This window comes from Oceaniglobus roseus (assembly GCF_002869745.1).
Lineage (GTDB): Bacteria > Pseudomonadota > Alphaproteobacteria > Rhodobacterales > Rhodobacteraceae > Oceaniglobus > Oceaniglobus roseus.
This window is the reverse complement of sequence record NZ_PNOS01000040.1, coordinates 21,800-44,614: the sequence shown is the minus strand read 5'-3', so window position 1 is coordinate 44,614 and position 22,815 is coordinate 21,800. Positions and strand designations below refer to the sequence as shown.

General features: G+C 70.1%; 18 protein-coding genes and 1 pseudogene. 10 read left to right on the top strand and 9 right to left on the bottom strand.

The features are described 5' to 3' along the window. Positions 1–1,653: pseudogene (locus A7B20_RS17490) on the top strand (hypothetical protein); the annotation flags it as partial. Then, entirely contained in the window at positions 1,650–2,477 is an 828-nt protein-coding gene (locus tag A7B20_RS17485) for a glycosyltransferase family 2 protein (RefSeq protein ID WP_245867072.1), read from the top strand. The pseudogene A7B20_RS17490 and the gene A7B20_RS17485, both read left to right, overlap by 4 nt. Positions 2,478–2,481: 4 nt before the next feature. Here A7B20_RS17485 and A7B20_RS17480 read toward each other — a convergent pair whose 3' ends face one another. Beyond that, a complete protein-coding gene (locus A7B20_RS17480) occupies positions 2,482–3,690 on the bottom strand; it encodes a glycosyltransferase family 4 protein (RefSeq protein WP_102109869.1) in 1,209 nt (402 codons plus the stop codon). 178 nt (positions 3,691–3,868) lie between these two features. Between A7B20_RS17480 and A7B20_RS17475 the strand changes: the two genes are divergently transcribed. Further along, entirely contained in the window at positions 3,869–5,227 is a 1,359-nt protein-coding gene (locus tag A7B20_RS17475; RefSeq protein WP_102109868.1) for an oligosaccharide flippase family protein, read from the top strand. Here A7B20_RS17475 and A7B20_RS17470 read toward each other — a convergent pair whose 3' ends face one another. The 3 genes from A7B20_RS17470 to A7B20_RS17460 all read right to left on the bottom strand — a co-directional run bounded on the left by A7B20_RS17470 (position 5,228) and on the right by A7B20_RS17460 (position 8,549). Then, complete coding sequence (locus A7B20_RS17470; protein WP_109791160.1) at positions 5,228–6,517, bottom strand: GumC family protein; 1,290 nt, start codon at positions 6,515–6,517, stop codon at positions 5,228–5,230. Positions 6,518–6,607: 90 nt separating this feature from the next. Further along, on the bottom strand, positions 6,608–7,588 hold the full coding sequence (locus A7B20_RS17465) for a P-loop NTPase family protein (protein ID WP_102109867.1): 981 nt from the start codon (positions 7,586–7,588) through the stop codon (positions 6,608–6,610). A 175-nt stretch (positions 7,589–7,763) separates the two neighbouring features. Next, positions 7,764–8,549: a sugar transferase gene (locus A7B20_RS17460; protein WP_245867069.1), complete on the bottom strand. Its 786-nt coding sequence runs from the start codon at positions 8,547–8,549 to the stop codon at positions 7,764–7,766. 128 nt (positions 8,550–8,677) lie between these two features. Here A7B20_RS17460 and A7B20_RS21340 point away from each other — a divergent pair, with 128 nt between their 5' ends. The 4 genes from A7B20_RS21340 to A7B20_RS17445 are packed head-to-tail and all read left to right on the top strand — an operon-like array spanning position 8,678 to position 13,028. Beyond that, positions 8,678–8,986: a hypothetical protein gene (locus A7B20_RS21340; RefSeq protein WP_157937719.1), complete on the top strand. Its 309-nt coding sequence runs from the start codon at positions 8,678–8,680 to the stop codon at positions 8,984–8,986. 57 nt (positions 8,987–9,043) lie between these two features. Beyond that, positions 9,044–10,204, top strand: coding sequence for an acyl-CoA dehydrogenase family protein (locus A7B20_RS17455; RefSeq protein ID WP_102109865.1), 1,161 nt, complete (start codon positions 9,044–9,046; stop codon positions 10,202–10,204). Next, on the top strand, positions 10,204–12,249 hold the full coding sequence (locus A7B20_RS17450) for an acetate--CoA ligase family protein (RefSeq protein WP_102109864.1): 2,046 nt from the start codon (positions 10,204–10,206) through the stop codon (positions 12,247–12,249). The genes A7B20_RS17455 and A7B20_RS17450 overlap by 1 nt, the downstream gene beginning before the upstream one ends. Next, positions 12,246–13,028, top strand: a complete 783-nt coding sequence (locus A7B20_RS17445; protein ID WP_102109863.1) for a carnitinyl-CoA dehydratase — start codon at positions 12,246–12,248, stop codon at positions 13,026–13,028. Before A7B20_RS17450 ends, A7B20_RS17445 begins: the two co-directional genes overlap by 4 nt. 165 nt (positions 13,029–13,193) lie before the next feature. On the opposite strand, the gene A7B20_RS17440 is transcribed toward A7B20_RS17445, so the two are convergent. The 4 genes from A7B20_RS17440 to A7B20_RS17425 are packed head-to-tail and all read right to left on the bottom strand — an operon-like array spanning position 13,194 to position 17,442. Further along, positions 13,194–14,402 (bottom strand): beta-ketoacyl-[acyl-carrier-protein] synthase family protein, encoded by a 1,209-nt coding sequence (locus tag A7B20_RS17440; RefSeq protein ID WP_102109862.1) that lies wholly within the window; start codon positions 14,400–14,402, stop codon positions 13,194–13,196. After that, positions 14,399–14,668 carry an acyl carrier protein gene (locus tag A7B20_RS17435; RefSeq protein ID WP_102109861.1) on the bottom strand — a complete coding sequence of 90 codons (270 nt, stop codon included), beginning with the start codon at positions 14,666–14,668 and terminating at the stop codon, positions 14,399–14,401. Before A7B20_RS17435 ends, A7B20_RS17440 begins: the two co-directional genes overlap by 4 nt. A gap of 40 nt (positions 14,669–14,708) precedes the next feature. Beyond that, positions 14,709–15,791, bottom strand: a complete 1,083-nt coding sequence (locus A7B20_RS17430; protein ID WP_102109860.1) for a UDP-3-O-(3-hydroxymyristoyl)glucosamine N-acyltransferase — start codon at positions 15,789–15,791, stop codon at positions 14,709–14,711. A 31-nt stretch (positions 15,792–15,822) separates the two neighbouring features. Beyond that, positions 15,823–17,442 (bottom strand): L,D-transpeptidase family protein, encoded by a 1,620-nt coding sequence (locus A7B20_RS17425; RefSeq protein WP_245867066.1) that lies wholly within the window; start codon positions 17,440–17,442, stop codon positions 15,823–15,825. Between the two features lie 317 nt (positions 17,443–17,759). On the opposite strand from A7B20_RS17425, the gene mepK reads away from it, so the two are divergent. Beyond that, positions 17,760–18,329, top strand: a complete 570-nt coding sequence (gene mepK / locus A7B20_RS17420; protein ID WP_102109859.1) for a peptidoglycan L,D-endopeptidase MepK — start codon at positions 17,760–17,762, stop codon at positions 18,327–18,329. 328 nt (positions 18,330–18,657) lie between these two features. Here mepK and A7B20_RS17415 read toward each other — a convergent pair whose 3' ends face one another. Further along, complete coding sequence (locus A7B20_RS17415) at positions 18,658–20,202, bottom strand: trimethylamine methyltransferase family protein (RefSeq protein ID WP_102109858.1); 1,545 nt, start codon at positions 20,200–20,202, stop codon at positions 18,658–18,660. A 183-nt stretch (positions 20,203–20,385) separates the two neighbouring features. Here A7B20_RS17415 and A7B20_RS17410 point away from each other — a divergent pair, with 183 nt between their 5' ends. Continuing rightward, positions 20,386–21,180: a delta-class carbonic anhydrase gene (locus tag A7B20_RS17410; RefSeq protein WP_157937718.1), complete on the top strand. Its 795-nt coding sequence runs from the start codon at positions 20,386–20,388 to the stop codon at positions 21,178–21,180. Positions 21,181–21,228: 48 nt separating this feature from the next. Then, a complete protein-coding gene (gene guaA / locus A7B20_RS17405; RefSeq protein ID WP_102109857.1) occupies positions 21,229–22,797 on the top strand; it encodes a glutamine-hydrolyzing GMP synthase in 1,569 nt (522 codons plus the stop codon). The last annotated feature ends 18 nt before the right edge of the window (positions 22,798–22,815 follow it).

Genomic DNA, 22,815 nt, shown 5'->3' with positions numbered 1-22,815 from the left:
CCCCCCGCCACCGCGCCGGTGACGCCCCGCACCGGGGGGCTCGGCATCGGGCTCTCGGGCATCGCCGACTGGAGCACGGAACAGTCCTTCATCGACCTGATGAAGACCGCGCGCTCCTGGATCGGCCATCTGCCGGGCCGCTTCGGCGGCGTCGGCTACGAGGAGATGGAGGCGGACGGCCTGTTCGACGCGCAGGGCTGGCCCCGGTCGGTGCCGCACGATCTCGGCAGCATCGGCACCCTGATCCTGACCGACATGCCGGAGGCCGCCACCGGCCTTGCCGGGCGCCATGTCCTGCGCTTCGAGGGCCGCGGCATCGTCGAGGTCGGCGGCCGGGTGTCCAACGTCCGCTACGGGCCGAACGAGGTGCGCTTCAACTATGCGCCCGGCCCCGGCGCGGTCGAGATCCGGATCCAGCGCTCGGACCCCGCGGGCACCGGCGACCATGTCCGCGCCATCACCGTGATGCGCGAGGACCAGGCCGCCGCCTACGACGCGGGCGCGCGGTTCAACCCGGCGTTCCTGGCGCTTCTCGACGGCATGACCGTCCTGCGGTTCATGGACTGGATGGGCACCAACGGATCGACCCAGTCGGCCTGGGAGAACCGGCCGCGGGTCGATGACGCGACCTATGCGCGGAGGGGCGTGCCGGTCGAGGTGATGGTGGATCTCGCGAACGCCGTGGGCGCGGATCCATGGTTCAACATGCCCCACCTCGCCGACGACGCCTATGTCCGCCGCTTCGCCGAGGCGGTGAAGGAGCGGCTCGCGCCCGGGCGGCGGGCGATGGTGGAGTTCTCGAACGAGGTCTGGAACTATGCCTTCCCGCAGGCGGTCTGGGCGGCGGACGGGGCCGAGGCGCGGTGGGGCGTGCGGGACGCGGCGGCGCAGTTCCACGGGATGCGCGCGGCCGAGGTGGCGCGGATCTGGTCCTCGGTGATGCCCGCCGACAGGCTGGTGAACGTGATCGCCACGCACACCGGCTGGCTCGGACTGGAAGAGGCGATCCTGACCGCGCCGCTCTGGACGGCCGAGCCGGGGGTGACGGCACCGCCCGCCGCCTATTTCGACGCCTATGCCGTGTCGGGCTACTTCGGCGGGATCCTCGGCAACGAGGCCGATCTTGCCACGGTCGAAGGCTGGCTGGCGAAGAGCCGTGCCGCGGCAGAGGCGGAGGCGACGGAGCGGAACCTCGCCGGCGAAGCGCGCGACGGCTACATCGCCGCGCACCGCTACGACCTCGCCTCGGCGCTGGCCGGGCAGGACATCCTCGACGGCAGCGTGTCGGGACAGCTCGAAACCGCCCTGCCCGACCTCGTGAGCCGCGTCTGGCCCTACCATGCGGAGGTGGCGCGGCGCTACGGGCTGGAGCTGGTGGTCTACGAAGGCGGCAGCCATGTCGTCGGGATCGGCCCGGTGGTCGAGGACGCGGCGATGACCGACTTCCTGATCCACTTCAACTACAGCCCCGAGATGGGCGCGATCTACGACGCGCTGCTGGCGGGCTGGCGGGCGCTCGGCGCCGGGGTCTTCACCGCCTACAGCGACGTCTACGCGCCGACGAAATGGGGCAGCTGGGGCGCCAAGCGTTTTCTCGGCGACGACAACCCGCGCTGGCGGGCGCTGGAGCGCGCAAGGGACGCGGGCCGGTGAGCCTGTCGGTGATCCTGCCCGCCCATGACGAGGCGGACTACCTCGGCCCCTGCCTCGCGGCGCTGCTGGCCTCGGACCTTGCCGGGGCGGAGGTGATCGTCATCGCCAACGCCTGCCGCGACGCGACGGCCGAGGTGGCGCGGCGGTTCGCGGCTGACTTCGCGGCGAAGGGCTGGCGGCTGGAGGTGATCGAGACGGCGACAGGCGGCAAGCTGAACGCGCTGAACCTCGGCGACGCCGCGGCGCGGTTCGGCCCGCGCGCCTATCTCGACGCCGACGTGGTGGTGAGCCCGCCGCTCCTGTCCCAGATCGCCGCGGCGCTCGACACCGGGACGCCCCGTTATGCCAGCGGCACGCCGCAGGTGGCGGCGGCGGACAATGGCGTCACGCGGGCGTACGGACGGTTCTGGGCCACGCTGCCCTTCTTCGCGACGGGTGTTCCGGGCTTCGGCCTTTACGCGGTGAACGCGGCGGGCCGGCAGCGGTGGGGCGCCTTCCCCGACATCGTCTCCGACGACACCTTCGTGCGGCTGAGCTTCGCCCCGGCCGAGCGGGTCCGCGTGCCCGCGACCTACAGCTGGCCGATGGTCGAGGGGTTCGCGAACCTCGTGCGGGTGCGGCGGCGGCAGGACCGTGGCGTGGCCGAGATCGCCCGCCTCTTCCCCGCCCTCCCGGCCAACGACGACAAGGCGGCGGTCGGGGTGCGCGGGCTGGTGACGCGGCTGCTGCGCGATCCCGCGGGCTTCGCCGTCTATGCCGCCGTCGGCGCGGCGGTCAGACTGCCGCCGCGGGGCGGGCGCGAGGGCTGGGTAAGGGGGCGCTAGGCCGTCAGCCCCGCCCTTTCAGCGCCCGGATGTGCCCGAGCAGCTTCGCCGCCTCGCGGTCGACGTCGTGGCGTTCCAGCACGCGGGCGCGCCCGGCAAGGCCCATGGCCAGCATCCGCTCCCGCGCCATCCCCGCCATCCCGACCAGCGCAGCCGCCAGCGCCTCGACGTCACCCGCGGGGACAAGCAGGCCGATCTCGGGCGTGACCAGTTCGGGAATGCCGGCGATATAGGTCGAGATGACGGGACGCCCCGTCGCCATCGCCTCCATCAGCACCATCGGCAGACCCTCGGCGAAGCTCGGCATGACAAGGGCATGGGCCGAGGCAAGCTCGGCGTTCACCCGCGCCTCGTCGACCCAGCCGGTCAGGGCGATGCGGTCTTCCAGCCCGTGCCGACGGATCGCCGCCTCGAGGTCCGGGCGCATCTGGCCGTCGCCGACGAGGGTCAGGCGGATGTCGGGGTGGCTGTCCCTCAGCCGCGCCATCGCCAGCACCAACGTCATCTGGCCCTTCTGCTCGACGAAGCGGCCGATGGTGACAAGGCGCAGCGGCCCCTCCGGCAGCGGCGTCGGTTCGGGAAAGACCGAAGGCTCGATGCCGCACTGCACGACCCTGATCTTCGGCCAGTGCTCGAACCCCGCCCAGCGATAGAGCTGCGAGCGGCCGAACTGGCTGACGGCGACGCTGAGGTCGGCACGGGCCAGCTTCAGCGGCAGCGACAGCGCCTCGGGCGCGTCGAACTCCTCGGGGCCGTGCATGGTGAAGCTGAACGGCAGCCCCGACAACGTCGCCGCCAGCATCGCCACGGCGGCGGAGTTGGTGGCGAAATGGGCGTGCAGATGTTCGACGCCCTCGGCCGCGCAGCGTTCGGCGACATAGGCGGCCTCGATGAGGTAGAACAGGTGGCGGATCGGATCGGCGCCCGCGGTGCGGATCATCCGCACCGTCAGCCCGAGGGCGGTCAGGAACGCGCCGGGCGCCTTCACCATGCGGCGCAGCACGGCCCAGAGCAGGCGCGCCACCCCCTGCTCCAGCACGTAATGCGTGCGCTGCCGCTCGCCCTCGTTCCGCGGATCGACGAGCGGCCCCTCGAACCGGCGCATGGCAAGGCGCAGGATCCCGACCCCGGACCGCTCCAGCGCGTGGATCTCGCGGCGGATGAAGCTTTGCGACGGCTGCGGGTAGGTGTTGAGGACATAGGCGATCTTCATCGGGCGGCCTTCGCGGTGGGGGTCCGGGGCGCGCGGCCCGGATCGTTACAATCGGCGTCACATCACGACACTGTGCCCTTGCCGTGGCGGTTCCGGGGTTTTTCTTTTCGTCCCGCCCCATCCGTGCCATCAGGGCCCGAGGTGGCCGCCCGGCAGAGGCGGCGATGGGGAAATCGCAATGCAGGGCGTCCTGGCCGCTTTCCGGGGGAATCAGCTGCTGTCGCGGGCGCTGCGCAGCTCGTCCTGGATCCTTGTCGGCTACAGCGGCAGCCAGGGCATGCGGCTCCTGTCGAACCTGGTGCTGACGCGGCTGCTGTTCCCCGAGGCCTTCGGGATCATGGCGCTGGTCGGCGTGGTGACGGTGGGCCTCGCCATGTTCTCGGACGTCGGCATCAGCCCCTCGATCTCGCAGAGCCGGCGCGGGGACGATCCGGATTTCCTGAACACCGCCTGGACGATCCAGATGATCCGCGGCTTCGGGCTCTGGCTGCTGTCGGCGCTGCTGGCGTGGCCCGTCTCGCGGTTCTACGACGCGCCCGAGCTTGCGCTCTACCTCCCGGTCGCCGGCATCTCGCTCGCCATCGCGGGGTTCAACCCGACGCGGATCGAGACGGCGCAGCGCCACCTGCTGATCGGGCGGCTGACGCTGCTCGACCTTGCCGCGCAGGCCATCGGGATCGCCGCGATGGTTCTGCTGGCCTGGGCCACGGGATCGGTCTTCGCGCTGGTCGTGGGCGGGGTGATCGGCACGGCGGCGAAGCTGGCGCTGACCCACTACGGCCTGCCCGGCCCCGCCAACCGGCTGCGGTGGGAGCCCTCCTGCGCGCAGGAGCTGATCCATTTCGGCAAGTGGATCTTCCTGTCGACGGCGGCCTGGTTCCTGAGCTCGCAGGGCGACAAGGCGATCCTCGGGAAGTTCCTGCCGCTCGAAACCCTCGGCGTCTACAACATCGGCTACTTCCTGGCCTCCTTCCCGCTGTCGCTGGGGCTCGCGGTGGTGGGCAAGGTGCTGATCCCCGTCTACCGCGACACGCCCCCGGCCGACTCCCCCGCGAACGCGCGAAAGCTGAGGAAGCTGCGCTACGGGCTGTCGGCGGCGGTGCTGTCGCTGCTGCTGCTGATGGCCTATTTCGGCCCCGCGCTGGTCGGGCTGCTGTACGATGCGCGCTATACGGCGGCGGGGGCGATCCTGGTGATCCTGGCCGTGGCGCAGATCCCGCAGGTGATCGGGCTGTCCTACGACCAGGCGGCGCTGGCGGCGGGGGATTCACGGCGCTTCTTCGTCTTCACCTCGGCGCGCGCCGTGCTCCAGGTCGGGCTGCTGCTGGTCGGGGTCAGCCAGTTCGGCCTGATCGGCGCGCTGGTCGCCATGGGACTGTCGCTGCTGCTGGTGCATCCCGTGCTGGTCTGGCTCGCCGTCACCCACCGGGTCTGGGATCCGCTCCACGACGCGCTGTTCTTCGGGCTCGGCGGTGCGCTGGCGGCGGGGGCCCTGTGGCTGCACGCCGCCCCGGTCGCGGCGCTGTTCAACGGCTGATCAGTCCTGCGGCGGGGCCAGCCTGCGCCGCCCCCCCGGCAGCAACCCGGCGATGCGCGCGCGAAGCGACGGGCGCCAGACCTTCGTCTTCAGCACCGGGATCGACACCACGGGGTCGAGCCCGGTCTCGCGCCGCATCTGCCCGGCGGTGCGGATCACGGGATTGCGCAGCTCCAGCAGGAAGGCGACGCCAAGGGCCGCGACGAGGCTGGCGAGCGCGCCCATCAAGACCGTCACCTTGCGGCTGCGGGTGAACGGGTAATCCGCCATCACCGCCGCCTCGATCACCGTCAGCTTCTCGGCGTTGTTGCGGGATTCGAGCCTGAGCCCGATCTCGGCATCGCTGCGCCGCGCGACCGCGACGTTCAGCTGGTCCTGGAGCGTCTCGCGGTCGCGCTCGAAATCGGCAAGCTGGCGCTCGACCTCGGGGGAGGTGTCGAGCGTCTTCGTCAGCTCCTCCAGCCGGGCGTTCAGCAGCTCGCGCTGCGCGTCGAGCGCCGCAAGCTCGGCATTGAGCTCGGCGCGCTTCTGCTCGGCCGTCGCCCGGCGGGTCTGGACGGCGCCCACCTGGTCCAGCTCGCGCTGAACCCGGATGCGCTCGCGCGCCAGGTCGAGAAGCTGCTGGTTCAGCGTAGCCACCTCGGTCCGGTTGAACTCCACGCTGCCTTCGATCGCCAGCTTGTTGTCGTTGCGGAAGGCGGCGATGCGGTCCTCGAGCGCGGCGAGATCCGCCTTCAGCCCCTCCTCGCGGCGGCGGAAGAAGTCGAGCGTCGCCTGCGACTGGTCCAGCCGCTCGGAGGTGGACTGGGCGATGGTGCGGTTCGAGATCTCGGTCGCGATCTGCTGGGCCAGCTCGGGCGAGGGCATCTCGGCCGTCACCGTCAGCATCGAGATCGTGCCGTCGTCGGCGAAGCCCTCGCGCGCCGCGGCGACGCCGTCGATCCGGATCGAGCGGCGCAGCAGGTCCACCTTCTCGCTCAGCGTCAGGGCCGGGAGATCGCGGTAGAGGCCGTAATTCTCGATCAGCCCGATCAGGCTGCCGCGCGACATGATCTGCTGTTGGATCAGCTGGAGCCGTCGCGCCGACGACCCCTCGACCGTGCTGGCCGCCAGGTCGTTCGCGATCTTCGGCCGTTCGATCTGGATCGTCTCGGACGAGCGGTAGAGGTGCGGCGTGTGCTGCGCGTAGAGGACCGACACCGCGCAGCCGAGCAGGACCAGCCCGAGGATCAGGCGAAGGTGGCGGCGCACCATGTCGATGACGTCGTCGAGTGTATAGATCGGTCCCATCCGTCCGTCCCTTTCCGCGCCGCGGAGTCTAGGCGAGCCCGCGCCCGCCGACCGGCCCGACCGGACCGGGCCCCGGTCGCGGCGCCATGCTCAGCCCCGCCCCAGGATCGGCGGACGGGCGCGGTTCAGGATCACGCCCAGAAGCTGGGTCCGCCCGCCGATCAGCCGCTCGCATTCCGCGATCCGCCGCGCCGTTGTGCGGGTGCCGTCGGAGACCAGCAGCACGCCGTCGAGCTGCGGCAGCATCGCCCCGAGGTCGTCCTGTTCCAGCATTGCGGGCATGTCGTAGAGCACGACGTCCGGCTTCAGCACGTCGATCGCGCCGTCGATGATCGTCGCCGTGACCGGGTCGTGCAGCAGGTCCGCGCCGTCCTGGAAGCTGTCCGCCCCGAGCCCGAGCGCCAGCGTCTCGCCCGAGCGCACGATGTGGTCCGAAAGGTGCGAGGCGCCGCTCAGGAACTCGCGCATCGCCACGGTCCAGCCGATGTCGAGCGCGGCGGCGACTCCGGGGCGCTTCTGGTTCATGTCCATCAGCAGGGTGCGGCTGCCCGGGATCCGCCCGAGGCTGAGGGCGAGGTTCACAGCTGTGAAGGTGGTGCCGCCGCCTGCGTCGGGCGCGGCCACGGCGACGCGCCGCCAGCCGTTCTGGCGCAGCGTCTGCACCAGCCGGGTGCGCAGCACGTCGAAGGCGTGGGCCACGGGATCGTCACGGTAGAACGACACCAGCGGCGCCCCCGATTCGCGCAGCTTGCGGGTGCGCGGGCGCACCTCGCCAAGCGCGCCCCAGCCTTCGGGACGGGTGACGAGCTGACGGTTCGCCGCCGCTGCGGTGCGCGCCGCGGGCAGCGCGGGGGCGCCCGGGGGCTGCCCGGTGAACACCGACACCCGGGCCGCGCGCTCGACCACGTCGTTCAGCCTGCGCACCCAGTCGCTGTCCCTTGTCAGCCGGTCGCGGGGCTTGCGGTGATCCGCCATGGCATCGTCTTCCTCGGGCCAGACCTCCGGATCATGGTCTCCGGCGGCATCCGCGGAGGCCGCACGTCCGGTCGGCGGCGCTGACATGTCGTTCATTGCGGCCCTGTCCCTTCCCCCGTCTGCGCTCCGGTCCGCGCTCCGGGATGCGCCCGGCCGCGGCCCCGGCCACGGTCGACTCGGCGCGACCCTGCCGGGCAATCTGGGCGCGCGTGTGGCGCGGCGGCGAAAGGATCTGGCCCGTGCCGGTAACGTGGGCGGATCGGGCGCGGTTTCAATATCCCGTCCGGCGCAGCATGACCCCGACCGTGCGCAGCATCACACCGAGGTCGCAGGCCAGCGACATGTGACGGCGGTACTGCGCGTCGATCTCCGAGCGGAACGAGAAATGGCTCTGGTTGCGCGCCGACACCTGCCAGAACCCGGTGATCCCGGGGCGCAGCGCGAAATAGGCGGCCGTATCGCCGTACAGCGCCAGCTGGCCGGGCATCATCGGGCGCGGGCCGACGATGCTCATGTCGCCGGTCAGCACGTTCCAGAACTGCGGCATCTCGTCGAGCGATGTCGCCCGCAGCAGCGCCCCGACGCGTGTGATCCGCGGATCGCGCTTCAGCTTCTGGGAGATCGCCCATTCCAGCGCCAGGGCCGGGTCGCGCTCCAGATGCCGCTGGAGGCAGGCATCGGCATCGCGCACCATCGTGCGCAGCTTCAGGATCGAGAAGCTCCGCCCGTCGCGCCCCAGCCGTTGCTGGCGATAGAAGGGCTGCCCGCCCTCGATCCAGAGCGCCAGCGCGCAGACGGCGACCACCCCGAGGATGAGCGGCGCGCAGAAGAGAACGAAGACGATGTCGGCCAGACGCTTGCCGTGGGCGGCATACCATCCCTCGGGAGCCGTGCCGGTGCGGTCGGCGCGGAACGGGTGCGACGGGGCGGCGCGGGCGGCGGCCACCTCGGGCGAGAGCAGGGAGAGAAGTGTCGCCCGGCCGCCGATCGCCCCGCCGGCCAGCGCGTCGGCACCGGCCGCGGACAGCGGAAAGCTCTCGTCTGCGAAGTCCTTCACGTCCCTGTCCCCCGGGCGGCCGCGTTGCCGCCGCCCCTGCCGCACGGGCGCCATACCGCGCCCGGGAGGTGCGGCGAAAGGCGTGGGCGGCAGGATGTTCGACAGGGCACAGGCAGCGGACCGTCACAATGAATGAAGCGCCGTCAGCCACGTCGCGGGCATCGCGATCGTTTCTGCGGCTTGCAATTTATTGCGTGTTTCGTGCCAAATTTGCGGAAAACCGCCAGAAACACACTGTTTCACCTCTACTTGGATCAATTCTCGAAATAGTCGCGGGCGGAATCTTCAATCGTCTTTCGGGCGGCGACGACGCAGCTCCCGCGATCCCGGTCCTTCCACCGCCGGAAAATGGCGGGTTTGGACGGTTTGGCACGAAGGCGGTGCAGATCGTCTCCATTTCGGAAATACCGCTGGCGTCCGGCGCCGCCAAGTGCTGACATCGCCCGGTGTGGACGTGACCTTACGGCACGCGCCGCGCGCGGAGGGAGGGAAGGATGCACTTCGGACTGAGCGACGAGCAGGAGATGATCGTCTCGACCGTGCGCGATTTCGTCGAGCGCGAGATCTACCCGCACGAGGCCGAGGTCGAGCGCACCGGCGCGGTGCCGCCGGACCTGGCCGCCGGGATCAAGCGCAAGGTGATCGATCTCGGCTTCTACGCCTGCAACTTCCCAGAGTCCGTGGGCGGTGCGGGCCTGTCGCATCTCGACTTCGCGCTGGTCGAGCGGGAACTCGGCCGCGGGTCCATGGCGCTGACGCATTTCTTCGGACGGCCGCAGAACATCCTGATGGCCTGCACCGGCGATCAGATCGAGCGTTACCTCCTGCCCGCCGTGCGGGGCGAGCGGATGGATGCCCTCGCCATGACCGAACCCGGCGCAGGCTCGGACGTGCGGGGGATGAGCTGCAGCGCCGTGCGCGAGGGCGGCGACTGGGTGCTGAACGGGACCAAGCATTTCATCTCGGGCGCGGACCACGCGGATTTCGTGATCGTCTTCGTGGCGACGGGGGTGGACGACACGCCGCACGGCCCGAAGAAGCGGATCACCTGCTTCCTCGTGGACCGCGGCACGCCGGGCTTCACGATCCGGCCCGGCTACCGCTCGGTCTCGCACCGGGGCTATGCCAACTGCATCCTCGACTTCGACGGCTGCCGCCTGCCCGACGCGCAGGTGCTGGGCGAGGTCGACGGCGGCTTCGCGGTGATGAACGAATGGCTCTATGCCACGCGGATCACCGTGGCCACCATGGCCGTGGGCCGGGCGCGGCGGGTGTTCGACATGGCGCTGGCCCACGCGGCGGAGAGGAAGCAGTTCGGGCAGCAGATAGGCAAGTTCCAGGGCGTCGGCTTCCAGATCGCCGACATGGTGACCGAGATCGACGCCGCCGACTGGCTGACCCTCGCCGCGGCCTGGCGGCTGGACCAGGGCCTGCCCGCGAACCGCGAGATCGCGTCGGCCAAGCTCTATGCCTCGGAGATGCTGGCGCGGGTGACGGACCGGGCGCTGCAGATCTTCGGCGGCATGGGCCTGATGGACGACCTGCCGATCGAGCGGTTCTGGCGCGACGCGCGGGTCGAGCGGATCTGGGACGGCACCTCCGAGATCCAGCGCCACATCATCGCCCGCGACCTGCTGCGTCCGCTGGGGGCGTGATGGGCGCTCTGGGCCGGCTGCTGAAGCCCCGCTCCATCGCCATCGTCGGCGGGGGCGCATGGTGTGCGAACGTGGTGGCGGCGAACCGCGCCATCGGCTTCGACGGCGCGCTCTGGCCCGTGCACCCGACGCGTACCGAAGTGGACGGGCTGCCGGTGTACGCGTCTCTTTCCGCCCTGCCCGCCCCCCCCGACGCCTGCTTCCTCGGCGTGAACCGGCATGCGACCGTCGCGCTGGTGGAGGAACTTGCCGCCATGGGCGCGGGCGGCGCGGTCTGCTTCGCGGCGGAGTTCGGCGAAAGCCAGGCCGAGACGGGCGACGGCACCGCCTTGCAGGCCAGGCTGGTGGCGGCGGCGGGCGACATGCCGATCGTTGGGCCGAACTGCTATGGCCTTCTGAACTACCTCGACGGGGCGGCGCTCTGGCCCGACCAGCACGGCGGCGCGCGGGTCGAGCGCGGCGTGGCGATCCTGGCGCAGAGTTCAAACATCGCCTGCAACCTCACCATGCAGACGCGGGGCCTGCCGCTGGCCTTCGTCGGCACCCTCGGCAACCAGGCACAGACCGGGCTGAGCCGGTTGGGCCGCGCGCTGCTCGAAGATCCGCGGATCACGGCGCTTGGCCTGCACATCGAGGGGATCGACGACCTTGCCGCCTTCGAGGCGCTGGCGAACCATGCCCGCGCCCTCGGCAAGCCCGTCGTCGCGCTGCGCGTGGGGCTGTCAGAAGGGGCGCAGGCGGCGGCGCTGTCGCACACCGCCTCGCTCGCCGGAAGCAGCGCGGGGGCGAAGGCGCTGCTGGAGCGGCTCGGGATCGCGCAGGTCTTCACCCTGCCCGCGCTGCTCGAGACGTTGAAGCTGCTGCACGTCACGGGGCCGCTCCGGTCGAACCGGATCGCCTCGCTCTCCTGCTCGGGGGGCGAGGCGAGCCTTGTCGCGGACATGGCGGAAGGCTCGGGGCTGGTGTTCCCGTCGCTCGGCGACCGGCAGAGGGCGGACCTGCGCGCGGCGCTCGGGCCGAACACGGCGCTGGCCAATCCGCTCGACTACCAGACCGGGGTTTGGGGCGACGTCGCGGCCACCACGCGCGCCTTCACCGCGATGATGCAGGGCGACCTCGCGCTCGGCGTCGTGGTGCTGGACCTGCCGCGGGCCGACCGCTGCGATCCCGCCGACTGGCGCAAGGTGTACGAGGCAGTGGCGGCGACGCGGGCGGCGACACGCATCCCCATGGCCCTGCTCGCCCTGCAGCCCGAGAACATGCCGGAGGCCGAGGTGACGACGCTCGCGGCCCGCGGCATCCCGGCGCTCTGCGGCGGGGCCGAGGGGCTGGCCGCCATCGCCTGCGCCGCGCGGCTGGGGACAGACAAGGGCCCCCTGCCCCCGCTCCTGCTGCCCGCCGACCGGGCCGAGGCCGAAACGCTGGACGAGGCGGCGGCGAAGGCGCTCCTTGCCCGTCACGGGCTGGCGGTGCCCGAGGGGCGCCGTGTGGCCGACGGGGATGGCGCGGCGGAGGCGGCCGAAACGCTCGGCTTTCCCGTGGCGCTGAAGGGCACCGGCGCGGCGCACAAGAGCGAGGCGGGGCTGGTGGCGTTGAACCTGCGCGATGCGGGCGCGGTGCGCGACGCCGCGCGCGCCATGCCGGACGGCCCGTTCCTGGTCGAGCGGATGGTGGAGGGCGCGCTCTGCGAGCTGCTGGTCGGCGTGGTGTCGGACCCGGCCCACGGTCATGTTCTGACCCTCGGCGCCGGGGGCACGCGTGCCGAGCTGATCGCCGACACCGTGTCATTGCTGCTGCCGGTGGACGGGGCCGCGATCCGCGCGGCGCTGCTGCGGCTGCGCGCGGCCCCGCTGCTGACCGGGTTCCGTGGCGCGCCCGCAGCGGATATGGAGGCAGTGGTGACGGCGGTGCTGGCGGTGCAGGCCTTCGTCGCCGCCAACCGCGCCGCGGTGCAGGAGGTGGAGATCAACCCGCTGATCTGCACCGGAACCGCCGCCATCGCCGCCGACGCCCTGATCCGCGCCGCAAGAGGAGCCCTGACATGAGCGACCCCGTGAAGACCCGCCGCGACGGCGCGGTGCTGGAAGTGACCCTGGACCGGTGGAAGGCGAACGCCATCGACCTCGTGACCTCGCGGCGGATGGGCGAGGTCTTTGCCGCCTTCCGCGACGATCCCGACCTGCGGGTGGCGATCCTGACCGGGGCGGGCGAGAAGTTCTTCTGCCCCGGCTGGGACCTGAAGGCGGCGAACGACGGCGACGCGGTGGACGGAGACTATGGCGTCGGCGGCTTCGGCGGCCTGCAGGAGCTGCCGGGGCTGAACAAGCCGGTGATCGCGGCGATCAACGGCATCTGCTGCGGCGGCGGGCTGGAGCTGGCGCTGTCCTGCGACCTGCTGCTGGCCGCCGACCACGCCACCTTCGCCCTGCCCGAGATCCGCTCGGGGACGCTGGCGGATGCCGCGACGCTGAAGCTGCCCCGGCGCATCCCCTACCACATCGCGGTGGAGATGCTGCTGACGGGGCGCTGGATCGACGCGGAGGAGGCCGCGCGGTGGGGCCTCGTCAACCGGGTGCTGCCGGGGTCGGAGCTGATGGACGCGGCGCGCACGCTGGCGGCGGAGCTGGCGGCGGGGCCGCCCCTGGTCTTCGCCGCGATCAAGGAGGTGCTGCGCGAGGCCGAGGACATGGCCTTCCGCGACGCGCTGAACAGGATCACGAGGAGCCAGTTCCCGACGGTCGAGCGGCTCTACCGCTCGGAGGACCAGAAGGAGGGCGCACGGGCCTTCGCCGAGAAGCGGGATCCGGTCTGGAAGGGGCGCTGAGGCGAAGACGGCGCTCCTTGGCGGCGGCGGACCGGGGCTCTGCCCCGGACCCCGGGATACTTGGAAAGTAAAGATGGGGGGTGCGGGGGGGCTGCCCGGCGGGGCGCCCGGTCTTGAGCACCGGGTTGAGCCGCGGCGGAGGGCGGACGCGATGGCGTGTCGCGCTCAGATCTTCCGGAGGGCCAGGACGGCGTTGAGGCCGCCGAAGGCGAAGGCGTTGGAGAGGACGACATCGACCTTCGCCTCGCGCGCCTCGTTCGGGACCACGTCGAGGGCGCATTCGGGATCGGGCTCCTCGTAGCCGATGGTGGGGGCGATCACGCCATCCCTCAGCGCCATGATGCAGGCGAGCAGTTCGACCGCGCCGGTGCCGCCGATCAGGTGGCCGTGCATCGACTTGGTCGAGGAGATCATCAGCGCATCGGCATGGGGTCCGAAGACATCGGCGACGGCGGCGCATTCCGTCTTGTCGTTGGCCGCCGTGCCGGTTCCGTGGGCGTTGATGTAGCCGACCGCGTCGCGGCTTACCCCTGCGTCCTTCATCGCCCCGGCGATGGCGCGCGCCGCGCCCTGTTTCGAGGGCATCACGATGTCGGCGGCGTCGGAGGTCATGGCGAAGCCGACGACCTCGGCCAGCATCTCGGCGCCGCGGGCGCGGGCGTGCTCGTAGTCCTCGAAGACGAAGATCCCCGCCCCCTCGCCCTGGACCATGCCGCTGCGGCCGAGCGAGAACGGGCGGCAGGCGTCCTTCGACATGACGCGCAGGCCCTCCCAGGCCTTGACGCCGCCGAAGCAGAGCATCGATTCCGATCCGCCGGTGACCATCACCGGGGTCATCCCCGAGCGTACCATGGCGAAGGCCTGACCCATCGCGTGGTTCGAGGAGGCGCAGGCGGTGGCGACCGTGAAGGACGGGCCCTTCAGGTTGTATTCCATGCTGACGTGGGAGCACGCCGCGTTGTTCATCAGCTTCGGCACGACGAAGGGGTGGACGCGGTTCTTCCCCTCCTCGTAGACCGCGCGGTAGTTCTCGTCCCAGGTCTGAACCCCGCCCCCGGCGGTGCCGAGCACGACGCCGGCGCGGGCCGCGAGATCGCCGTGGAAATCGAGGCCGGACTGGGCGATCGCCTCGCGCGCGGCGAGCAGGGTGAACTGGGTGAAGCGGTCGTAGAGGGCGATCTGCTGTCGGTTGAACTCGGCCTCGGGGTCGTAGTCGGTGACCTGGCCGCCGATGCGCACGGACAGACGCTCGACATCGCGGAAGTCGAGCGGGCCGATGCCGCAGCGTCCCTCGCGCATCGCCTCGAGCGTGGCGGGGACCGAGTGACCGAGGGCGTTGATCGTGCCGGCCCCGGTGATGACGACCCGTCTCATCCCGCCTTCCGGTCCGCCACGAGACCCTCGACCGCCGTCACGATGGCGGCGACGGAGGAGATGTCGAAATCGCTCTGGCTGGGATCGTTGGCGTTGAAGGGCACCTGGATGTCGAACTCCTCCTCGATGGCGAAGATCGATTCGACCAGGCCCAGACTGTCGATCCCGAGATCCTCGAGCGTCTGGTCCATGCTCACGTCCGAGGGTTCGACCACGGCCTGCTCCGCGATGATGCGGACGACCTTCTCCCTGATGGCTTCGTCCATGTGCTGCCCCCTGCGACCTGCTGTCCCGCGGGTGATCTAGTCACTCGGGACCGGCTTTGGAACCGCTTTTTTGGGCGAACTGCGCAAGGAACCGCGGCAGCCGCCGCAGCGCCTTGTACATCTCGACGTTCTGTTCGAGCTTCACCGCCGGATAGCCCATCATCACCCGCCCCGGCGGCACGTTCGAGGTGGCCTTGGTGCCGCCGGTGAGGATCACGTCGTCGCCGATGAAGATGTTGTCGGCCGCGCCGCTCTGCCCGCCGAAGACGCAGCGGTCGCCGATCACGGTGGACCCCGCGATGCCGGTCATCGAGGCCATCAGGCAGTCGCGCCCCACCACGACGTTGTGGCCCAGCATGCAGAGATTGTCGATCTTGCAGCCGTCGCCCACCACCGTGTCGCGGATCGTGCCGCGGTCGATGCAGGCGTTGGCGCCGAGTTCCACGTCGTTGCCGATCCGGACCGAGCCGAGGGAATGGATGCGCGTCCAGGACTGCTTCTTCGCCGCGCCCGCGCCGCGCATGGAGCTTCGCGCCTGTTCGACCCCCGAGGTCTCGGGGGTGACGAAGGAAAGCCCGTCGCCGCCGATGACGCAGCCGGGCTGGCCGATGAAGCGGTCGCCGATCACGACGCGCGCCATGATCCGCGCGCCGTTCAGGATCAGCGCGTCGTCGCCGATCCTCGCCCCCGCCTCGATCGAGACGTGGCTGGCGATGCGGGCGTTCGCGCCGATCCGCGCGCCGGGGCCGACCACCACGAGGGGGCCGATCGCCGCGCCGACGCCGATGGTGGCCGAGGGGTCGATCACGGCGGTGGGGTGGATGCCCTTCGGGATCGCCGGGCCCGAATCGAGCAGCGCGGTGAGGTGGGCCATCGCATAGCGGGGCCGCGGCACGACGAGCGCCGCCTCCAGGCCGAGCGCCTGCCAGTCGGCGCCTTCCCAGACCAGCGCGGCGCGGGCGGCCCCCCGTGCGAGGCCCTCGGCGTATTTCGGCTGCATGGCCAGGGCCAGGTCGTCGGGCCCGGCCATGGCGGGTTCGGCCGCGCCGGTCAGCGTCAGCGACAGGTCGCCGAAGGCTTGGGCCCCGAGGGCGGCCGCGATGTCGGATATGGAAAAGCGCATGGTCTCACCCCGGATGGATCCGGGGCGGAGGTTAGCTGCCCATCCCCGGCATGGCCACCCCGGCCGCGCGCAGGGCGTCGAGGATCCGCCGGTCGCGGCCGTAGACGTCGCCGCGGTATTCCATGCCGCCCTCGGGCTTGGTGTAGGCGGTGCGGTAGACAAGGTGCACCGGCACCGGCTCCTTCAGGTTGATGCGGCTTTCGGCCTTGCTGCGCAGGTGGCGCTGGAACTCGCCCACCGGATCGTCGCTCTGCCGGGCGAGCAGGGCATAGGCGAAATCGAAGGGATCGTTCAGGCGGATGCAGCCGTGCGAGAAGGCGCGGCGGGTCTGCGAGAACAGGGATTTCGACGGCGTGTCATGGAGATAGATGTTGTACTTGTTCGGGAACATGAACTTGACGAGGCCGAGGGCGTTGCGCTCGGACGGGCCCTGGCGCATCGCGTAGGGGAAGGTGCGCGCGGTGTACTGGCTGAAGCCGCGGCCTCGGTTCACCACCCGGCCCTGGCGGTCGGTGATCTCGAGATAGCTCACCGCGTAGGGATTCTGGCGCAGCAGCGGCAGGTATTCGTTCACCACGATCGAGCGCGGAACGTACCAGCTGGGATTGACGACCATGTATTCCATCACGTCCGAGAACTCGGGCGTGCGGAAGCCGGATTCGTCCTTGCCGATGACCGAGCGGGTCTCGAAGGTCACCTCGCCGTCGTCGATGATCTTGGCCTTGAAGTCGGTGAGGTTGACCCAGACGTGGCGCTTGCCGCGCTCGATGTTCATCCAGCGCTCGCGCTCGAGCGCGACGAGGATCTGGCCGATCCGCTCTTCCGGGGGAATGTTCAGCGCGGCGATGGTGGTGCCGCCCGCGACGCCGTCGGGCTCCAGCCCGTTGTCGGCCTGGAACGACGCGACGGCGGCGCGCATCTCGTCGTCGTAGACCTGGGTCGCGCTGCGCCGCAGGTAGCCCTCGGCGGTCAGGCGGTCGCGCAGGGCGACGACGGACTCGCCGCTCTGGCCGGGCTCGATCCGGCTGCCGCCGATCTCGGGGCCCCAGCCGCCGCGGGCGACGACGTCCTGCAGGTGCATCTTCTCGCGGATCAGGCGGACGTATTCGGGCGAGGTCGGCATGAGGTTGCGCAGGAAGGCGAGCGGCAGGCTGGTCTCGAACCGGCGCAGGGTGTCGAGGGGGTCGAGTTCGGGCGTCGCGCGCACGATGGTCTCGTCGATCTGCTTCGGCTCGAGGATGCCGGTGTGGATGTCGTGGGCATAGGCCAGGAACATCCGGCTGAGCTCGACCTCGGCGCGGCCGCGGTCGCGGCTGCTGCGGGCGGTGCCGAGCATCCGGCGGATCGTTGCGGCATCGTAGCGGCCCTGGGGCAGCCCGTGGTCGCCCGCCCGCTCGACCACCTGCAGGAAGGCCGCGCGCCGCTTGAGGTCGTCCTCATCGTCGCCGACCCAGATCGGCTGGTAGCCGTTCTCGCGATAAAAGGCCGACAACGCGTCGTCGCGCGCGGCGCCCTCGGCGATCGCCTGCTTGAAGGCGGTCACCTGGGCCAGCGCGCCGTGGGCGTTCAGCGCAAGGGCGGCGGCGGAAAGAAGGGCAGCAGCGATGCTCCGGCGCAGGGCGGGACGAAAAGCAGGCAGCGAAAGGGACAAATCGGGATCTCCAGGACAACAGGCAACGACGCCGCGGCAGATAACGGCGTCGTGACTTCACCTTGTTGCGCCAACTGGTTGTGTCCAGTCACGTTTGTGACAGAGGCGGCACCTGTGGCTTCGCTGCATCGGCGGTCGGAAACCGGCACCCCCTTGCGCGTTAAGCAAATTTTTGCCGATGCCCGGCATATATCCCTCACCCCGGACTTCGGGTCTTGGTCGCCATGGGCGATCGTGCCATAGAGGGGACATCACCTGGGGATGAGGTGAAACAAGCCGCGCCAAGCGGCACAGGTAGAACGGGACACGATAACTTCATGACGAAAGCAAGCTCTGAGGGCCTGACGCGGCGTGCGTTGTTGGGGGCCTTCGCTGCAACCACGGTTGTGGCCGCACCGACCTATGCCAACGCCTTCGGCTTCCTGCGCGGGGCCGGCGACATTCGACGGATCAAGATGTATTCCGGGCGCACCGGCGAAAGCATCGACATGGTCTACTGGATCGAAGGGAAGTACATTCCCGATGCCCTCAAGGAAATCACCCTGTTCATGCGCGACTGGCGCAACAACAAGGTGATGAACATCGACAGCCGCACTGTAGACATCATGACGGCCGCGCACAGACTGATGGATGTGAACGAGCCCTACATGCTGCTGTCCGGCTATCGTTCGCCCGAGACGAACTCGATGCTGCGCAGCCGGTCGAGCGGTGTGGCGAAGAACTCCCTTCACCTGCGTGGACAGGCGGCCGACCTTCGGCTTCAGTCGCGTTCGGTCAACCAGATGGCGAAGGCCGCCGCGGCGTGCCATGCGGGCGGCGTGGGCCGCTATTCGAAGTCCGACTTCGTGCACATGGACTGCGGCGCCGTGCGCAGCTGGGGCCGCTGAGGCCCTTTCGGTCAGGTGACGCCGCTTCCGGGACGGGAAGCGGCGCCTGAGAAGGCAGAAGCGCGGTTGGGGATATCGCTTCCGCATCGGGACACCCCTCCAACGCCCGGATCCGGTACCGGTTCCCTGCGCGTGGACATAAAATCGAACATCGGTCAAGCGACCTGAGGGGCAGTGCAGGGGCACTGCCCCTGGTCCTTTTGTTCCGTTGTTACAACAAGATCAGCAGGCCGCCCGGCCGACGTCGGCGCTTTCGTGCCGCTCCGGAATGACAGCGGGAGGGCCGGGTCTCCCCGCCCTCCCGCCATGATCCGTGACGTGGCGCGACTCAGGCGAAGGCGTCGGCCTCGGCGTCCTTCCTCCGGCGCACGAAGTCGCGCAGCGACTCGTCGATGGCGGGATCGAGCGGCGGCTGGCGGTAATCGCCCAGCAGCTTCGCCACCCGCGCCGCCGCCAGCGTCTCGGTGTCGCGCGCGCCTTCCTCGTCCCAGGTCTCGAACGGCTTGTAGTCGAACAGCTCGCTGCGCCAGAAAGCCGACTTGAAGTTCGCCTGGGTGTGCGCGCAGCCAAGGTAATGGCCGCCCGGCCCGACCTCGGCGATGGCGCCCATCGCCTGCCCGTTCTCGGTGATGTCGATGCCGCGGGCGAGACCGTGCAGCGCGCCGAGCTGGTCGGCGTCCATCACGAACTTCTCGAACGAGGCGACGAGCCCCCCTTCGAGCCAGCCGCAGGCGTGCAGCATGAAGTTCACGCCCGAGAGCAGCCCCATGTTCAGCGAGTTCGCCGATTCGTAGGCGGCCTGCGCATCGGGCAGCTTCGAGCCGCAGAAGGCCCCGGCCGAGCGGTAGGGCAGCCCGAGGCGGCGCACCAGCTGCCCGGTGCCATAGGTGATCTGCGCGGCTTCCGGCGTGCCGAAGGTGGGCGCGCCCGAGTTCATGTCGATCGAGGTCACGAAGGCGCCGGCAATCACCGGCGCGCCCTTCCTCACCAGCTGCGAATAGGCGACGCCGGTCAGGATCTCGGCCAGCACCTGGGTCAGCGTGCCCGCGACCGACACCGGCGCCATGGCGCCGCCGACGATGAAGGGCGAGACGATGGAGGCCTGGTTGTTCGCGGCATAGACCTCGAGCGCGCCCATCATCACCGAATCGAAGGTCAGCGGCGAGTTGATGTTGATGAGCGAGGTCATCACCGTGTTCGCTTGCACGAAGTCCGCGCCGAACAGGAGGTTGCACATGTCGACCGAATCCTGCGCGCGGCTCGGCTCGGTCACGGAGCCCATGAAGGGCTTGTCGGACAGCGTCATGTGGGCGTGCAGCATGTCGAGGTGGCGCTTGTTCACCGCGACGTCCGTCGGCTCGCAGACCGTGCCGCCGGAGTGGTGCAGCCACTTCGACATGTAGCCGAGGCGCACGAAGTTGCGGAAATCCTCGATCGTCGCATAGCGGCGCCCGCCCGCGGCGGTGCGCACGAAGGGCGGACCATAGACCGGGGCCAGCACCAGGTTGCGGCCGCCGATCTCGACGTTGCGCTCCGGGTTGCGGGCGTGCTGGACGAAGGACGAGGGCGCGGTCGAGCAGAGCTGGCGGGCGAGGCCGCGGGGGATCCTGACCCGCTCGCCCTCGACATCGGCCCCCGCCTCGCGCCAGAGGGCGAGCGCCCTCGGGTTCTCGGGGAAGTTCACGCCGATCTCGGCCAGCACCGTCTCGGCGTTGCGCTCGATGATCTCGATGGCCTCGTCGTTCAGGATGTCGAGGTTCGGGATCTGCCGCTCGATGAAGCGGGCGCTTTCCACGCTGATCGCGGTGCGCTCGGCCCGGCGCGCGGCCCCGCCGCCTCCCCTTGCCCTGCGCGACGTCACGGCTTCTGTCATCGTCCCTACTCCGCCTCGTGTTCCGGTTCTCCCTCCCCTACTCCAACGCCCGTGTCGGCTGCGCCGCGATTGCGTCGCATTGGGGGGAAAAGCGACATCGCCCCTGCGGCGCGCGTTCACGTCGGGTTAAGCCCATGGCCTTACCCCTGCCTGACGTGGACGGCCCTGACGGAGGAAAATGCGATGGATTGTGCGGTGTGGCGGCTGGTGGCCCTGATGCTGGCGCTCGTCCCTGGTGGGACCGCGACGGCAGGGGAGATCTGCCGCGGCTTCGGCCCGCAGGCGCCCCGCGACATCGCCGCGACCGAGGGGCTGAACAGGCAGGCCTTCAACATCGCGCCGCCCGCGGTCGAGATGAACCTCTGCAACATCCACACCCACACCCAGGCCGAACACAAGGGGCCCGGCTTCTCGGTCTTCGCCGGGGAGGGGGAACACGGCGGATACCGCTGCAACGAGACCGAGCAGTTGAGCGCGGCGGAACTGGAGGATCCCGCCAAGGGTCATGGCGCCTTCCACGGGGTGAAGCCCGGCGATACGCTGGAGGTGCACTGGGTCTTCTCCACCTGCACCGTCGAACCGGGCCCGGGGCTCGGCGCCTGCCTCAGCGACGCCTGCTCGAACCCGCAGCTCAGGGTGGAATCGCAGGTGTTCCTCCTGGTGAACGATCCTTCGGCGCACGATTTCGCCAATTTCGACTTCGCCCACACCATCATCAACGGCCACCCCCAGCCACGCATCCTGCCCTGGGACACGGGCGCGCCGGTGGTCTTCGCGGGGTCGACCACGGGGCCGAAATACAGTGCCGAGACCTGCTCTCCGCTCCAGGTGACGTGGAGCGTGCGGCCCCGCTGCGCCCGGCTCGACATCTCGTCGCTGCACCGCTGGGCCGAACGGGGCAACGCCTTCGAGGAAGAGCACAGCCACGGCGTCCGCGCGCTGGTGACGGAGCCGGTGCTGCTGTCGCCGATCCGCTGAGCGACGGGCCATCTTGCCTAAGCGCCCGCCCTGCCGTAAGGGCGGCACATGACCGATATCGCCCAATCCCACGACCGGCTGCTGATCGTCGATTTCGGCAGCCAGGTCACGCAGCTGATCGCCCGCCGCCTGCGCGAGCTGAACGTCTACTGCGAGATCCACCCGTTCCAGAACGTCACGCCGGACTTCCTGTCGGAGTTCGCGCCGAAGGCTGTGATCCTGTCCGGCGGCCCCGCCAGCGTGATCGACGAAGGCGCCCCCCTGCCCCCGCCCGAGGTGTTCGAGCTGGGCGTGCCGGTCCTTGGCATCTGCTACGGCCAGCAGGCGATGATGCACATGCTGGGCGGCCAGGTGCTGCGCGGCGACGGCACCGCCGAGTTCGGCCGCGCCTATGTCACGCCCACCGACCACGCCACCGACCTTCTGACCGGCTGGTTTCTCGAGGGGCGCGAACAGGTGTGGATGTCGCACGGCGACCACGTCGCGAGGATCGCGCCGGGGTTCGAGGTCTCGGGCACCTCGCCCAATGCGCCCTTCGCCGTCATCGCCGACGTGAACCGCCGCTTCTACGCCGTCCAGTTCCATCCCGAAGTGCACCACACCCCGAACGGCAAGACGCTCTACGAGAACTTCGTGAAGATCGCGGGCTTCACCGGCGACTGGACGATGGAGGCCTACCGCGAGCAGGCGGTGCAGAAGATCCGCGAGCAGGTGGGCAAGGGCCGGGTGATCTGCGCGCTCTCGGGCGGCGTCGACAGCTCGGTCGCGGCGGTGCTGATCCACGAGGCGATCGGAGACCAGCTGACCTGCGTCTACGTCGATCACGGCCTGATGCGGCAGGGCGAATCCGAGCAGGTCGTGGGCATGTTCCGCGAACATTACAACCTGCCCCTGATCCACGCCGACGAATCCGAGCTGTTCCTGGGCCGCCTCGAGGGCGTGTCCGACCCCGAGACGAAGCGGAAGATCATCGGCGGCCTCTTCATCGACGTGTTCCAGAAGCACGCCGACGAGCTGGGCGGGGCCGAGTTCCTGGCGCAGGGCACGCTCTATCCCGACGTGATCGAGTCGGTGTCCTTCTCCGGCGGACCCTCGGTCACGATCAAGAGCCACCACAACGTCGGCGGCCTGCCCGAGAAGATGGGCATGAAGCTGGTCGAGCCGCTGCGCGAGCTGTTCAAGGACGAGGTCCGCGCGCTCGGGCGCGAGCTGGGCCTGCCCGACAGCTTCATCGGCCGCCACCCCTTCCCCGGCCCCGGCCTCGCCATCCGCTGCCCGGGCGAGATCACCCGCGAGAAGCTGGAGATCCTGCGGAAGGCCGATGCCGTCTACATCGACCAGATCCGCAAGCACGGGCTTTACGACGAGATCTGGCAGGCCTTCGTCGCGATCCTGCCCGTGCGCACCGTGGGCGTGATGGGCGACGGGCGCACCTACGATTTCGCCTGCGCGCTGCGCGCCGTCACCAGCGTCGACGGAATGACGGCCGACTATTATCCCTTCACCCACGAGTTTTTGGGCGAGACGGCGACGCGGATCATCAACGAGGTGAAGGGGATCAATCGGGTCACCTACGACATCACCTCGAAGCCCCCGGGCACCATCGAGTGGGAATGACTTCCCCCGTCCCGGAAT

What these genes read in the sequence shown, in the direction of transcription:
- A7B20_RS17480 (WP_102109869.1), bottom strand. Translation starts at nt 3,690, where the DNA reads ATGAAGATCGCCTATGTCCTCAACACCTACCCGCAGCCGTCGCAAAGC.
- A7B20_RS17475 (WP_102109868.1), top strand. Translation starts at nt 3,869, where the DNA reads ATGCAGGGCGTCCTGGCCGCTTTCCGGGGGAATCAGCTGCTGTCGCGG.
- A7B20_RS17470 (WP_109791160.1), bottom strand. Translation starts at nt 6,517, where the DNA reads ATGGGACCGATCTATACACTCGACGACGTCATCGACATGGTGCGCCGC.
- A7B20_RS17465 (WP_102109867.1), bottom strand. Translation starts at nt 7,588, where the DNA reads ATGAACGACATGTCAGCGCCGCCGACCGGACGTGCGGCCTCCGCGGAT.
- A7B20_RS21340 (WP_157937719.1), top strand. Translation starts at nt 8,678, where the DNA reads ATGAATGAAGCGCCGTCAGCCACGTCGCGGGCATCGCGATCGTTTCTG.
- A7B20_RS17455 (WP_102109865.1), top strand. Translation starts at nt 9,044, where the DNA reads ATGCACTTCGGACTGAGCGACGAGCAGGAGATGATCGTCTCGACCGTG.
- A7B20_RS17450 (WP_102109864.1), top strand. Translation starts at nt 10,204, where the DNA reads ATGGGCGCTCTGGGCCGGCTGCTGAAGCCCCGCTCCATCGCCATCGTC.
- A7B20_RS17445 (WP_102109863.1), top strand. Translation starts at nt 12,246, where the DNA reads ATGAGCGACCCCGTGAAGACCCGCCGCGACGGCGCGGTGCTGGAAGTG.
- A7B20_RS17440 (WP_102109862.1), bottom strand. Translation starts at nt 14,402, where the DNA reads ATGAGACGGGTCGTCATCACCGGGGCCGGCACGATCAACGCCCTCGGT.
- A7B20_RS17435 (WP_102109861.1), bottom strand. Translation starts at nt 14,668, where the DNA reads ATGGACGAAGCCATCAGGGAGAAGGTCGTCCGCATCATCGCGGAGCAG.
- A7B20_RS17430 (WP_102109860.1), bottom strand. Translation starts at nt 15,791, where the DNA reads ATGCGCTTTTCCATATCCGACATCGCGGCCGCCCTCGGGGCCCAAGCC.
- mepK (WP_102109859.1), top strand. Translation starts at nt 17,760, where the DNA reads ATGACGAAAGCAAGCTCTGAGGGCCTGACGCGGCGTGCGTTGTTGGGG.
- A7B20_RS17415 (WP_102109858.1), bottom strand. Translation starts at nt 20,202, where the DNA reads ATGACAGAAGCCGTGACGTCGCGCAGGGCAAGGGGAGGCGGCGGGGCC.
- A7B20_RS17410 (WP_157937718.1), top strand. Translation starts at nt 20,386, where the DNA reads ATGGATTGTGCGGTGTGGCGGCTGGTGGCCCTGATGCTGGCGCTCGTC.
- guaA (WP_102109857.1), top strand. Translation starts at nt 21,229, where the DNA reads ATGACCGATATCGCCCAATCCCACGACCGGCTGCTGATCGTCGATTTC.